Genomic DNA, 14,691 nt, shown 5'->3' on the forward strand with positions numbered 1-14,691 from the left:
GAATGGCTATTAGTCTTGGATAAATGAATATGTACCGCCAATACCTTGCTCTATCGCTTTTTTGTATACGACACTCGCAACTGCAATATCCATGGCACCGGTACCGATAGGGATACATACAATCTTGCCATCAGAGTAGTCGCCTATAGATTTCTTGCCGGTTGCAAGTTCACCAATTGTTGCGAAGATGCTGTTCTCTGTAATTTTCCCTTCCTCATTTAATTCTGCTAACGCGCCTCTGTGCAGACATTGTCCTACATGGTCTACAACAATCTTCTTGGCGTTGAGAAGCATTGCGTCATCGCATTCCTGATAGGAACCCATTGGGAATATTACCGTTCCAGGCTTAACCCATTCGTCAAGAAGGAATTTATCCTTGGACTGGGTTACACATACAATCGCATCGCCTTGAGCTGCTTCTTTAGGTGTATCGCAAACAATGATCTCTCCCTTAACAACATCCTTCATATTTTCTTTGTACTTCTCAGCCGCCTCCTTGGAAACATCATAAACTCTTACTTCCTCAATATCAAACCATTGGGAAATAGCCAATGTTTGTGTATGCCCCTGCATACCTGCACCGTATAGGCCAATCTTAATAGATCTTCTTTCGGAACTGCCGCCATTGAAAATATATTTTAACCCAACAGCTGTCTGTGCGCCTGTCCGCATATTTGTAATGAATGCGCCATCTAAAACGCAGGTGAAGTTTCCAACTTTCGGGTCAATCAGCATGATTAGGGAAGTAACGTATGGAAGACCCAACCTTTTTCTTTCACCCAGGTTTCCCCCGGCCCATTTGATCCCTGCAGTGTCAGTCCAGCCGATGTATGCCGGCATTGCATTCATAAATCCTTTATAAGGTGGAAATTCTGCAGTTTCACCCAGGTCAAGGTTTACTTTCGTAGGGTTAACGACCGTACCTTCTCCAAAACCCTGAAATGTTTTTTCACAGATTTCCACAATCTCTTTCATTGTGATTAGCTCTTTTACCTGATCTTGACTTAATAGTAAAGTGCTCATAGTAAATACCTCCATTTTAAAATAGTTGTTTTATTATTGTTAAACTCCTAAAACACTCTGTTTCATGGACTTTAACTGCTTTTTTAATAAGACTTTTTTGATATAATCAAATTATTATAAATATCCGAACAATCCCGGCAGCCACAAAGACAATGCGGGCCAGAACGTAGTTAAAAATACTACCGGTACATAGCCAAATAGAAGGAGTATCATTGTAGGACCAAAGATCTCACTAAATTCGCATTTGCCGATTCTCATTCCGAGATATAAGATACTTGCATAAGGAGGAGTGACACCACCCATTGCAAGGTTAACACCCATCATAGCTGCAAATTGAATCGGGTTAATCCCCAGCTTCAGAACAAGTGGCAATAGAATAGGTGCACATAGAATCATACCTGTGGCATCGTTAACAATCATTCCTACAACAAATAGGAATATGTTGATAATGATGAGCATCACGATACGACTGCTGGTCATGCCAAAAAAGACATCAATAATCGCCTGGGGAACCTTTAACAGTACAAAGGTTTGACTTAACATCAGGCAGAAGATAATCATTGCCATAATAGCGCCTATGGATGACAAAGAATCCAATGTCAATCTATAAAACTCTTTGAGATTCATGTTGCGGTAAATCCAGAACCCAATAGGGATAGAATATATTGCTGCTACTGCTGCTGCTTCAGTTGGTGTGAACACCCCTCCATAAATACCGCCAAGGATAATCACAGGCATGAGCAGTGCAGGAAGTGCTACTATACCTCTGCGTCCGGCAATCTTAATCTTTTCATTAAAAGCTCTAGGCTCATCCAATACAAGGTCAAACTTCTTCGACCATATAAGATTGATAACACAGAATAGCAGTGTAATTAATAAGCCTGGCCCTACAGTAGACAAGAAACATGCAAGAATGGAGGTTTCGGTAACCCATCCGTAAATGATCATAATGCCGCTAGGAGGGATTAAGAGTCCTAAAACCGAAGACACCGTAACCAACGCAGTAGAATATCCTCTCGGATAGCCTTGCTTAACCATACGGGGAATCATAACCGGACCGGTAGCCGCTACACCTGTGAAACCACTGCCCGAAATCGCTCCGATAACAGCACAGGTAGCGATACATACAACTCCGAGGCCACCTTTGACTCTGCCGATAAAAGAGTCTACAAAGTCAAGAAGCTTGGTTGCGATCCCACTTCCACCCATATATGAGCCTGCAAGGATAAACATTGGACTAGCTAGAAGCACCGGACTGATACTCTGGCTGAACACCCACAGCATCATGCTCTTCATAGATATTCCACCAAACATGTACATAAAAAGAAGAGCACCACCAAAACAATACGGAAGGGGGATCTTTAACATTAAAAGAAGAATAAGAAGAATGACACATATGCCTACAACAAATAACATCAGTCGTTGCCCCCTTTCACTTTTGATTTAATATATATCACCAACGCCCTGGTATCAGTAAAAAAATCTATAATGGCGTAGATGGACATGAGCACCAACCCTATAAAAAGTGCGCTTTCACCAAAGAACATAGGAATGTACAAAATATCACTGAGTTTCCACTTGGTAAATGAATAATTAAAAAACCAATATGCCCAATATGTAAGCCATAGTGCAACAACCATCGAAAAAAGCGATTTGAAGATATTAAACAACTTAAGTGTTTCTTCTCTTTTAATATACAATGTAAGAATACCGCATTCGATATGATTTCTTTGTTGTGAAGCATTAGCACCACCAATCATATAAAGCCAGATGGTTGGAAAAATCAATAGTTCTTCAATACCCATAAGAGGTGCCTTAAATACATACCGCAGAATAACTTGGTACACAATTAGCAATGGAACCGTTAAAGCAAGCAGCACACCAATAAAACGCTGAATAGAAACCAGTGTATTACTTACCTTTTTTAAACCAGAAAGGTTCATACTTCTCACTCCTTCTTCTAAATATTGTATAATTAACTATAAAACACAATACCCATGGCATGCCTCCTTTATAATCAGTTTCATATGCTCTTTGAGCTTTAATATGGAATGTGAAGAACTAAAAACAAAAAGCTGATAACTCACAACTCATTTTATGTACTTTAAAAGACTTTCTCTATCCATCCCGCTAATACCCAGTTTTTCTAAAGTTCTTCCATTTGATCTGAAATCTCTATTAAGAAGGGTTGACGCGAGATCTATTGTCATATCCATTATAGGCGTTTTGACGTTTACTAGTTTTGCTAATTCGGTCATGGGTACAAGCCCCATCGGTACATCCTCTGTTAATAATCTGCTCTCAACCTTTTCAGGTGCATTAACAATTTCGTAAGCACTTATATTTTTAAACATCTTGCATAAACTATCACCCTGAGCTTTATAGTAAGTATACATACTATCTTTAATACTCTTAACCTTAATTCCCAAAGCTCTGCATATTTCCATTCTTTCAGTATCTGTCTTCTCAACCAGATTTCCAATTGTAGGCGTAATACCGTCATAATAATATTTGAAGCTGCCACCGGTCGCTTCGATCCATCCGGTATTAAGGATCACCGGAAGAGGATGAACAACCGCATTCATATTGCTCATATCAGATGTTAAGACATTCTCTTCTTTCACTAGTTGTGGATAAGCCTCATGCATGATATCGATAATCTCATCAACATCTGATGAAGGAAGTGCTGCAATAGGCATTACTTCTTTTACGCCTCCAATCACCGCGGTCCCCGAGGCATCAATCCGTGAAGCATAAAAAAGACTGTTTGTCTCTGCAAGCTTTATGCTGCAATTGCACTTTTTATCGTTTAGCACTCTCCTGAACTCAAGTGCCCCGCCTGTTGATCCAGGACATAACACAATAACCTGATCATTATGAAGTATAGATGATAAATTCTCTGCGATATACTCATGAGCAAACGCCGGTAGCACTACAAGAATTACGTCTGCATTCTCCACAGCTTCCTTAAGATCTGTGGTAATAATATCTATTTTCGCAAATCCGTTTAATGAAACGCCCTTTAGAGCAATCCCGCCTCTTGTTTTTATGGGCTCAATGACATGCTCATATCTGTCGTATAGACTGACTTGATAACCTCTTAGCTTAAGATATGCACTAACACATTGTCCACCGTTTCCGGCGCCGAGAACCGCGTAATTTAACTTTCTCATATTGACATCTCCTCACTATTATGCAATAAGTAGAACATCTGATATTTCAGTGTCCTTAATTTATATATATTGACTACGAGAATACGATATGCATACATCAAGTATACGCGCTGAACAAAATAAGATACAACAAATACAGGATATACCAAAACCAGAATATCCCTTCCAACCAATCTTAATATTTTTATTATTACACTTTATGTGAAAACCTCTGTTACTGTTAAATATATAAAATATCAAAAAATCGCGAACTATCATTATAAAGAATAATTCACGACTTCATCGCCATATATATTAAAATTTATTTTATTATATATGATGTATATTATTAAGTCAATATCCAAATGACTATAAAATATAAAAAACGCCCGATAGATAAATTATTTTTTCCATAATTCAGTATATCAAAACGACTTTGGTAATACTATAAAATGTAAAAAAACTAACTCGCCTATTAAAGCTGGCTATCAATATATTTCCATTACTGCATATGACTACGCCCTAGAAGTTAAAAAAAATATATTTACCTTTTAAAACATAAAAGTACTTTGAAAAAGTGTAGGAATAATGTTTACTTTCATTTGTTTTATGCTATAATATAGGTAAAGGCAATCGGACCGCATGATGCGATTGCCATTTGAATGTAATTATAAAATAATCACTCTACTGGCCGGCAGGGTGATTATTTTTTTGTCCTGAAATTCAAGACTGCTATAACGAACATTCCAAACAGTATCATCAAAGACAATACCTGGTATGTATTCATCATAGGCAACCACCTCCTTCCTGCGAAGGAATAAAGGTGGCAACCACACCCTGCTTTATCCAACTGCCCTGTCCATATGATATCATAAATGCAGATATACCTGCAATATAGAAGCTACACATCATCGAATTAATATTAAAAATAAAAAATCAAGGATTTAATTGAACAAATCCTTGATTTTTCTGGTCGGAGTGGAGAGACTCGAACTCTCGGCCTCTTGGTCCCGAACCAAGCACGCTACCACCTGCGCTACACCCCGAAATACTTTAAAATTATAGCACTAAAAATTGTTCTCGTCAATCCCTTTAAAGCGTGTTTTCAGATATTTATTTTCTTTTTCTTTTCTTTTTTCTTTGATTTAGTTGTCTTATCAAAGCCTCATTATTCAGCATACTTTTTAGCTACTTTGCGGGATAAACGGGTTTTCAACACTTCCTTCAATAGAATATAAACTGATAAAGTCAGGAGATGCTCTAAATATAAGGCTATCCTGATTTTTTTGTTGTCAAATTTTGCATTAAATATGTTGTATGGTGTTGTATTTTATGATATAATAGAAGTGGAGGTGTAATATGAAGCTAAACTATGATAGAAAATCCAAAGATCCAACTTACTTTATCCAGATGGGAATCAGAAATGGGAAAAAAACCACAACAAAAAATGTAAAACGAATCGGAAAGCATTCTGAGTTGCTGGTCATCACCCCTGATCCTCTTGCATATGCAAAAAAGCAGGTGGAAGAATTCAACAAAGAGTACCAGGAAGGGAAAATAGACATGAGTTTCAAGGTTGATTATACTGAGAAACTCTCAGCCACCAAAGATATCTCTTCTAGATCCGCTCTCCTAAATGTTGGATATTTTGTTCTGCAAAATATATATCATGACCTCAAACTGTCGGATTTCTTTAAGGATATAAAAAGCAATTCCAAGATCACTTTTGATTGCAATACCATCAATCGTTTCCTTACATTTGCAAGGATTCTGGATCCTAAATCAAAGTTAGGGACCTTTGACAGGCTTGATTCCTATTACGAAATGCCCTCTTTCGAGTACCAGCATATATTGCGTTTCATGGATTTACTGGAAGAACACTACGACAACTATCTAGAGCATTTGTACACCAACAGTGAAAGTATCATCAAGAAAAACACGTCTGTATGCTATTTTGACTGCACCAATTATTACTTTGAGTCAGAAGATGAAGACGATGAATATGTAGATGAAGCCACCGGCGAGATTTTGAAAGGTCTTCGCAGATATGGTCCTTCCAAAGAACATCGACCCAATCCAATTGTTCAGATGGGATTATTCGTGGACGGAAACGGGATTCCTATATCTATGTGCATCAACTCAGGCTCTGACAATGAGCAGAAATGTGCTGTTCCATTGGAACAGAAAATCACAAAAATGTTTAACAATAAGCAATTCATTTATTGTGCAGATGCAGGGCTTGGCTCATTTAATATACGAAAATTCAATTCCATGGGAGGAAGGGCATTTATAGTAACCCAGTCTGTGAAAAAACTTTCCGACAAACTGCAGAAAGCTGTTTTTAATGATTATGATTATCGGCGCATTTCTGATGATTCTCCTATTACCATCAGCCGCATGAAGGAATTCGACAGATTTAACAAAGAAAACCTGCCTCTTTATAACGATACTGTTTATAAAATCATAGATGCAGACAATGCCATAGATGTTGGTCTGTACGAGGAAAAAATATATAAGAATGGTAAGTCCAGAATGGTAAAATCAAAGGCACTTCTGAAACAGAAAATCATCATCACATTTTCAAGAAAAATGATGGAATACCAAAGACATATAAGAAATGCCCAGATTGAACGGGCTAAAAACATCCTCAACAATAAAAATGTAGAGGATGTAAAAAAAGGACCTCATGATGTCACACGTTTTATCAAGAGGACATCTAAAGGTCAAGACGGTGAAAAAGCTTCTGACTACTATGAAATTGACCATTCCATCATTGATAGAGAAGAAAAATACGATGGCTACTATGCAGTCGCCACAAATCTAGAAGATGATGCTAAATCAATACTTGCGGTAAATTCAAAGCGCTATAAAATTGAGGATTGTTTTCGGGTACTGAAAACCAATTTCAATGCCAGACCAGTTTATCACAGAAATCGCAACCGGATTATCGCACACTTCATGGTCTGCTATACTGCTTTACTGATTTATCGGCTGCTTGAAAACAAACTGGATCAGTATGGAACACATTTCACTACAGATAATATTCTTGACACGCTACGAAACATGAATGTTATGAATACACAGGACGCTTTTTATACAGCAACATACACAGGAAGTCAGGTATGTACGGCATTAAACGGAATATTTAACTTAGGATTAGACAAGAAATTCTATCTACCAAAGGAACTAAACAAAAAAATAAAAAAAATTTTCAATTAACTATTCCATACAACATCTTTAAAATAAGAAAAGAGAAGGAAAGTGGCAATTTAAGCGAGGTTCCTTCTCTAAATTTTTGCGTAACTGTCGAAAACGAGATTATAGCACTAAAAATTGTTCTCGTCAATCCCTTTAAAGCGTGTTTTCAGATATTTATTTTCTTTTTCTTTTCTTTTTTCTTTGATTTAGTTGTCTTATCAAAGCCTCATTATTCAGCATACTTTTTAGCTACTTTGCGGGATAAATTCTTTTTTTGTTATATACTATTTCGACGATTGCAAGACTGATTTTATTCTATATAAGTTGAATTAAATAATTCGACTATTAGTCTAATATTCATGTTGATGATTAGTAGGACCGTATGGAAATACGGCCGAAAACAGGAATACAGACATAGGACATTTAATCGGACGTATTGCCATACGTCCCTACATGTTTTGCATAATTAGATCGTTACAAATATTTAATTTATCATATATATATTTTTCACAATTATTGTAAATAATACTTAAAACATTATTTTAGTCATAAATGTATTAGTTTATGTCTTTTTTTCAGAATATTTATTATTTTAATATGGAATGAATAAGTTTACTCAAATATGCCGACTTATTATTGAAATGAAAGGATTGCTAACTCAAAATGGATGTAAAAAAGACAAAATTTGATCTATATAAATATTCACTAACTTTCATATGTATATGTGGTGTGTTGATATTTGCGATCAGCAATATGATTTACTTTTACAGCGATGATATGTATTATGCTTCTTTCTCCAAAAACGGTTATAATCATTTTATAAAAATGAATATAGCACACTATAAGAATATTAACGGTAGGGCAATGGTGCATATTTTAGATGAGGCTCTTTTAATGTTTGGCAAAAAGCTGTTTGCTGTTATTAATCCTATCATGATTCTTGGATTTGCTTTTCTAGCTTCTAAATGCTTGAATTTTAAAGATACCATAAATTCTGCTAAAGAGAACACATATATTAGCACTGCCATTACTTTGTTTTTTATCATGTGCTTACCCAAGCAGATGATAAACGAAACTGTATACTGGATTACAGGCTCAATGAACTATATATTTCCTGCACTATTGCTGGTAATCATGTATTACATGCTGCGAGCAAACATCAAAATCTCAAACAGCACTATTAAATTATTCGTATTTTCTTTTTTATCGGGTGCAACCACAGAACAAGGCGGGTTTGTTGCTGTAGTAATGAGTACTTTGCTTGTTTTATCAACATTGGTATATAGAGATTCTCCGAAACAGAAACTATATGTTCTATCCCCTATTTTTGCAATCATGGGACTGCTGACAGTGATTTTAGCACCCGGTACATTCGCAAGAATTGAATCCATTGGTGTCGACGGATTTTCGCAAACTACATTATATAACAGGCTTTTAGAAAACACCTCACATATATCATTTGCTATAACAGGTGAAAATGGAATCCAAAGTATATTAATTATACTGGTTCTAGCAATCCTTTTTACAACTTATAAAGCTCAAGGAATAAACAGGCTTTTCTTAGCAGGACCGGCTATCATGTCACTGCTGCTTTATCAGCGTGTATCAGGCGTATATTCAAAAGACCTATGTACGACTATCACAATTCTATCTGCAGCGTATATAACGCTATGGGGATTGTCCATATTAAAATATGCTAAATACAGGCACTTGGGCATCTTCATAGTAGGAGCCGTTAGCCTGCAATGTTTAATGCTTATATCTCCTATTTTGGGTTCAAGGACACTACTGATAACAGGCTTATTATTAGCGGCTTCTATAGGAGGATTAAGTTCAGATCTTATTAAGAATCCTCTATATATTACACTATCCGCTTCTATACTTGCTTTTATGCTATTACCGATAAAATCAGGAACACTCCTTATAATAGTATCTTTAGGAATATATTTGATAAAAAAAACAAGTAAGCTTCAAACATTAGTTGTATTTACTACATTCATCCTGTTTTTTACACCTATACTTAAGGGCTATTATACTAATCATATTATTATGAAAAACAATGAAAAAAATATCGTTAAAGCGCATTCATCCGGTAAACTCTACTGGAATATAGACTTAGTAACGCCCTATTATCATGACATGTTTTATGAAAATCTGAACTTTGAGCCTTACTTTTTAGAGAATAACAATTTGCCTAAAGATACCCATATTTACTTAGTAAGCAAGATTCACAAACCGGTATTTTTAAACGGCCAACGACTTAAATGCCCTTCAATTAAGCGAGACATAAGATACTATCCTCTTAGAGACATATTTGAAGGAGCAGGAGGAAAAGTATATTGGGATAACAAAACAAACGGTATTACTGTAGTTATAAAAAACACAGAATACGTTTTTATAGACCTATATTCAATAAACAAACTTGAGAAGGGCAGGACTGATACCATCTTCTTAGAAAGAAAAATAGAAACTTATTTAGGTCGAACTTATATTCCTGAAAGCTTTGTTTCTTCATTCTTAGAGATTACAGAAAAAAATGGTAAAATATTACTTAGCCTTAAGTAAATGATATGACTATAAATACCAGATTTTAAGGATGTCCACTGAGACATCCTTTTTATGACTTTCAAGATACTTTATATTCATGGATATGTAAGATATACTGTAAGCAATATTTGATAATCTATTTATTATCCTCTTGTCCGATATTTATTGTTCCGGTTTCCTTTTTAGAGTATTTAATCTTCTTAAAATTAAGACTATATCTTACAAAAGCGAACACACCGCTTCCCACTGCTACACCTATCAGGAAAGTGCTCTGCACTTTAGTAATGTCCAGCAGGATAATAGCCAAAATAGAAAGATAAAATAAAACCGTAGCGGCCTTTCCATACCAGGAAGCGCTTACTACAATTTTATCCCTGTATAACAGCGCACTTCCAACTACCATTAATACTTCTTTTGTCAAAAGAACATAAACGACCCATAAAGGAATAAGGCCCTGATACGTTAAACAAAAAATGACGGTTAGCTGCATGATTTTATCAGCCAACGGGTCCATCAATTTACCCCATTTTGTAATCATATTAAATTTACGTGCGATATATCCATCTAAAATATCAGTAATTCCAGCCAGAATAAAGATAAACGCAGAAATCATGTAATTATTAGTGATATCAGAAAAGAAAAAGTATACAAAAACAGGCATTAGCATGAATCTAACAAATGTCAATATATTCGGAATATTCAATGGATCACCTCAAAAGTAAAATATTAGATGGTTTATATCATACCTTCGTATATTATATATTATACGTCAATATTAAGTAAAGATGTCATTCAAAATATTTGGATATACGCAATCAAGCAAATTTTTAATATTATTCTAGTCATCACGCATACTTAAAGACTGCAGCCTCCCCCATAAAATAGGATTTACTTTTTTCAAATTTATAGGTCTAAATGCTTTATTCACAAATGCATGTACAGTTTTTCCCTCAGCTATGATTTTGCCATCTCTGTCTCTGACCACTTCATATTGAAAAGTACCTTTTGCACCACTCAATTCCTGTATCCACGTTTTTATAGTAAGTTCATCCTGATATTTGGCACCTTCTTTATAGGTACAAGAACTTTTTATAAGCGGAAATAAAACGCCCTGTTGTTCGATCTCCGCATAAGGTAGCCCCGTCTGCTCGAAAAATTCTGTTCTCCCAACCTCAAACCATGGGTAGTAATTAGAATGATGTACAATACCCATCTGGTCCGTCTCAACATACCGTACCTTGATTTTTGTTTCATTCACATACAACTATGATCCCTCCAATACCAAAAGCAGCTGGCAGGACCTAGATATATGTATACAGACGTTCTCTCCCCGCCAACTACTAACACTTTTTACACTTACAACACTTTTGCTACTCCACTATAAACCAATCCACGTGTACTATCAATTGTTACAGTCGTGCCGCTTTTTAGTATTTCAGTAGCGCCCTTTGCTCCCGTAATCACAGGAATTTCCAGTGTCATTCCTACAATTGCCGCATGAGAAGTAATGCCGCCTTGTTCTGTAATGATACCTGTTGCTTTTTTCAAAATGGGAAGCAGCTCATTCGTTGTTGATTCAACAACTAATATATCTCCTTCATTAAACTCCCTTAATGCCTGCTCAACATTTTTAGCAACACATAAATTTCCGCTTACCGAAAGATTATTTACTCCTACACCTTCAGCTAATACATGTCCTACAATATGCACTTTCAATACATTGGTATTTCCGCTGATGCCTACAGGCAGACCGGCAGTGATTACTACTAAATCTCCATTTTTAACCATTTTAGATTCTACTGCTTTGTCTACCGCATGGTCAAACAAATCATCGGTTGTTTCTTTTGTCTCTGCCAAGAAAGGATATACACCCCATGACAGTGCCAACTGTCTGTAGACTTTTTCCGAAATGGTGGTAGCAACAACCGGGCATGCAGGTCTGAATTTAGAAACCATTCTTGCAGTATGCCCGGACTTTGTTACAGATATAATAGCCGTTGCTCCCAAGTCATGCGCTGTAGTACAAGTGGCATGACTAATGGCATTTGTAACATTAGGCTTCATATTAAATTCCGTAATAGCAAATCTTTTTTTATAATCAATGGATTTTTCTGTCCTTAAAGCTATTCTTGACATGGTTAATACACTTTCCACCGGGTATTTCCCTACTGATGTCTCTCCGGACAACATAATTGCACTGGTTCCATCATAAATCGCGTTAGCGATATCTGTCGTTTCTGCACGGGTAGGTCTGGGATTGCGTATCATAGAATCCAGCATCTGAGTTGCTGTGATTACCGGCTTACCGGCTTGATAACATTTTTCAATCAACATTTTCTGAATAACCGGAAGCTCTTCAAGAGGGATTTCCACACCCATGTCGCCTCTAGCTACCATGATTCCATCACATACTCTTAGTATCTCGTCAATATTGTTAACACCTTCACCATTTTCGATTTTAGCGATAATTTGTATTTTAGCTCCGTTATTTAATTCCAAAACTTTCCGCACTTGCAGAACATCCTGGGCTGACCGTACAAAGGAAGCAGCAATAAAATCAAAATCATTCTTTATACCAAATAGGATATCCTGATGATCTTTCTCACTTATGTAAGGAAGGTTAACCGAAACACCCGGGACATTTACCCCTTTATGATTACTAACCTTTCCTGCGTTTTGAACTTCACATATGATATCTGCGCCATTAACCTCTTGCACAACCAACTCTATAAGTCCATCATCAATCAATACCTTATCGTTGCATTTTACGTCCTTGGGCAGACCTTGATAAGTAACAGAAACTATTTCATTGGTTCCCTCTACTTCTTTAGTGGTTAATGTAAAAGTTTGGCCTTCCTGCAGTTCTACCGTACCTTCTTTAAAGTTCTTGATTCTAATTTCCGGCCCCTTAGTATCAAGCATCAAAGCAATAGGCGCTTGCATTTCATCTCTAAGCTTTTTAAACATATCTACTCTTTGTTGCTGCTCTTCATGATTTCCGTGGGAAAAATTCAAACGTGCAACATTCATCCCTTTATCCATTAGCTTTCTAAGAACATTCATATCATCCGTTGCAGGGCCTAAAGTACAAACAATCTTTGTTCTTCTCATATATCGTATCATCTCCCTTAAAAAATATTAGAGTGAAAAGTATTTACTCTTCACTCTAATCGTATTCTTATATTATACTAGACTATTTGTTAAGTATTCAACCATATTTGTGTAAATTATTATAAAGATAAAATCTTAGCAAGTTCAACCATTTCATCATCTATTGTCTTAGTCATATTTAAACCTTCAATAATGTCATAGTCTACGATTTTATAGTCTTTCATTGCAACCACCCTATTCCCAATACCGTCTTTAAGAAGCTGAACAGCTTTGGCTCCCATCTGGCTTGCAATCACCCTATCCATTACTGTAGGGCTTCCGCCTCTTTGGATATGTCCCAATATGGTCGCTCTGGCTTCAATACCGGTCTCTTGCTGTATCTTACCGGCAAGTTCTACCGCTCCGCCTACTCCTTCAGCGACAATTATAATATCATGACGCTTTCCTCTGTTTTTTCCTTCAATAATCGGTTTAATGACATCATGATGGAAATCAAATTTCTTCTCCGGAACAATAATTGCTTCCGCTCCATTTGCGATGCCCACATGCAACGCAATATATCCTGCTTGCGCTCCCATTACCTCTATCACACTGCACCTTTCGTGTGATGTTGCGGTATCTCTGATTTTATCAATAGCATCTTTAACTGTATTAAGCGCCGTATCGAAACCGATAGTGTACTCCGAACATGCGATATCATTATCAATGGTTCCGGGAATACCAACCGTTGGAACGCCTAGATTACTTAAATCTCTTGCACCTCTGAATGAACCGTCACCTCCGATGACAATAACCCCATCTATTCCAAAAATTCTGGAAATAGTAACGGCTTTCTGCATCCCTGCTTCAGTAGCAAACTCTTTACTTCTTGCAGTATGAAGGATGGTCCCTCCTCTATGTAAAATATCAGAAACAGACCTGAGATTCATCTCAAAAATATCTCCACTGATCAGTCCGTTATATCCTTTTCGAATCCCCATCACCTTCAGACCATGGTGAATCCCTGTACGAACAACTGCACGAATAGCTGCATTCATGCCCGGCGCATCACCGCCACTCGTTAAAACCCCAATTGTCTTTATTTGTGACATCAAAATCCTCCTCACTTAGTTATTTCAATTAATTAACAAACTTTTTAAAAAAAAGGGTTAAAACCCTGTTTCTATAATAATACTATGCGCCTCTTCCACTTCTGACTCCGGTACAAGCACTTCATAATAGTTGTCATTATTTTCTACGTTTTTACTTATAGGTCGTATTTTAACTAACAATCCTTCTTTTTCTAATATCTCCTGTAGTTTCATCACGATATCTTTGCTTTGGGCCATATAAACCACAGTCCACATATTCACTCGCCCCTTTTTTAAAAACTGTTTCATTAGAAAATGTATATTATTCCCCGGTTTTGATAGCACCGTGTTTACAATAAATAGTAGCCTTTCCCCTGACCTTCATGGCAGAAGTAGTTTCTGTAAATTGTGCAATATATACTTCTCCTTTATCCAGTTTCTCGGTATGATGAAATTTGGTATCCCTTCCTCTTGTTAATCCAATAATATTTACGCCGTTTTCTTCAGCTTTTATTATAATATACTCACCAGACACACCATATTCTTCATTCATATAAAAACACCTCGCACTAATATTATATTATTTTAGT

At 36.4% G+C, this 14,691-nt stretch carries 13 protein-coding genes and 1 tRNA gene; 2 read left to right on the forward strand and 12 right to left on the reverse strand.

Translation table 11 applies throughout. The features are described from left to right. Positions 1-9: 9 nt before the first annotated feature. The 6 genes from QKW49_RS06985 to QKW49_RS07010 form a co-directional block, all read right to left on the reverse strand. Positions 10-1,023, reverse strand: coding sequence for an ornithine cyclodeaminase family protein (locus QKW49_RS06985; RefSeq protein ID WP_282866829.1), 1,014 nt, complete (start codon positions 1,021-1,023; stop codon positions 10-12). Between the two features lie 114 nt (positions 1,024-1,137). Next, positions 1,138-2,439 carry a TRAP transporter large permease gene (locus tag QKW49_RS06990; RefSeq protein ID WP_282866830.1) on the reverse strand — a complete coding sequence of 434 codons (1,302 nt, stop codon included), beginning with the start codon at positions 2,437-2,439 and terminating at the stop codon, positions 1,138-1,140. Next, positions 2,439-2,966: a TRAP transporter small permease gene (locus QKW49_RS06995; RefSeq protein WP_282866831.1), complete on the reverse strand. Its 528-nt coding sequence runs from the start codon at positions 2,964-2,966 to the stop codon at positions 2,439-2,441. Before QKW49_RS06995 ends, QKW49_RS06990 begins: the two co-directional genes overlap by 1 nt. Before the next feature lie 147 nt (positions 2,967-3,113). Further along, positions 3,114-4,196, reverse strand: a complete 1,083-nt coding sequence (locus QKW49_RS07000; protein ID WP_282866832.1) for an NAD/NADP-dependent octopine/nopaline dehydrogenase family protein — start codon at positions 4,194-4,196, stop codon at positions 3,114-3,116. 647 nt (positions 4,197-4,843) lie between these two features. After that, positions 4,844-5,005 (reverse strand): hypothetical protein, encoded by a 162-nt coding sequence (locus QKW49_RS07005; protein WP_282866833.1) that lies wholly within the window; start codon positions 5,003-5,005, stop codon positions 4,844-4,846. Between the two features lie 140 nt (positions 5,006-5,145). Next, positions 5,146-5,221, reverse strand: a tRNA-Pro gene (locus tag QKW49_RS07010). Between the two features lie 313 nt (positions 5,222-5,534). Between QKW49_RS07010 and QKW49_RS07015 the strand changes: the two genes are divergently transcribed. Both QKW49_RS07015 and QKW49_RS07020 read left to right on the forward strand, forming a co-directional pair. Beyond that, entirely contained in the window at positions 5,535-7,394 is a 1,860-nt protein-coding gene (locus QKW49_RS07015; protein WP_282864511.1) for an IS1634 family transposase, read from the forward strand. A gap of 642 nt (positions 7,395-8,036) precedes the next feature. After that, positions 8,037-9,938: a DUF6056 family protein gene (locus QKW49_RS07020; RefSeq protein WP_282866834.1), complete on the forward strand. Its 1,902-nt coding sequence runs from the start codon at positions 8,037-8,039 to the stop codon at positions 9,936-9,938. 118 nt (positions 9,939-10,056) lie between these two features. Here QKW49_RS07020 and pgsA read toward each other — a convergent pair whose 3' ends face one another. From pgsA to mtrB, 6 genes are all read right to left on the reverse strand, one after another. Continuing rightward, the gene (gene pgsA, locus QKW49_RS07025) at positions 10,057-10,623 is read right to left on the reverse strand and encodes a CDP-diacylglycerol--glycerol-3-phosphate 3-phosphatidyltransferase (RefSeq protein ID WP_282866835.1); all 567 of its coding nucleotides are present in this window, start codon (positions 10,621-10,623) and stop codon (positions 10,057-10,059) included. Positions 10,624-10,758: 135 nt separating this feature from the next. Then, positions 10,759-11,184, reverse strand: a complete 426-nt coding sequence (locus tag QKW49_RS07030) for a thioesterase family protein (protein WP_282866836.1) — start codon at positions 11,182-11,184, stop codon at positions 10,759-10,761. Between the two features lie 92 nt (positions 11,185-11,276). Beyond that, complete coding sequence (gene pyk / locus QKW49_RS07035; protein WP_282866837.1) at positions 11,277-13,031, reverse strand: pyruvate kinase; 1,755 nt, start codon at positions 13,029-13,031, stop codon at positions 11,277-11,279. A 119-nt stretch (positions 13,032-13,150) separates the two neighbouring features. Beyond that, the gene (pfkA, locus tag QKW49_RS07040) at positions 13,151-14,122 is read right to left on the reverse strand and encodes a 6-phosphofructokinase (RefSeq protein ID WP_282866838.1); all 972 of its coding nucleotides are present in this window, start codon (positions 14,120-14,122) and stop codon (positions 13,151-13,153) included. 57 nt (positions 14,123-14,179) lie between these two features. Continuing rightward, on the reverse strand, positions 14,180-14,377 hold the full coding sequence (locus QKW49_RS07045) for a hypothetical protein (protein ID WP_282866839.1): 198 nt from the start codon (positions 14,375-14,377) through the stop codon (positions 14,180-14,182). 46 nt (positions 14,378-14,423) lie between these two features. Next, on the reverse strand, positions 14,424-14,654 hold the full coding sequence (gene mtrB, locus QKW49_RS07050; RefSeq protein ID WP_282866840.1) for a trp RNA-binding attenuation protein MtrB: 231 nt from the start codon (positions 14,652-14,654) through the stop codon (positions 14,424-14,426). Positions 14,655-14,691: the final 37 nt, after the last annotated feature.

The sequence above is a fragment of the Petroclostridium sp. X23 genome (assembly GCF_030013905.1).
Lineage (GTDB): Bacteria > Bacillota > Clostridia > SK-Y3 > SK-Y3 > X23.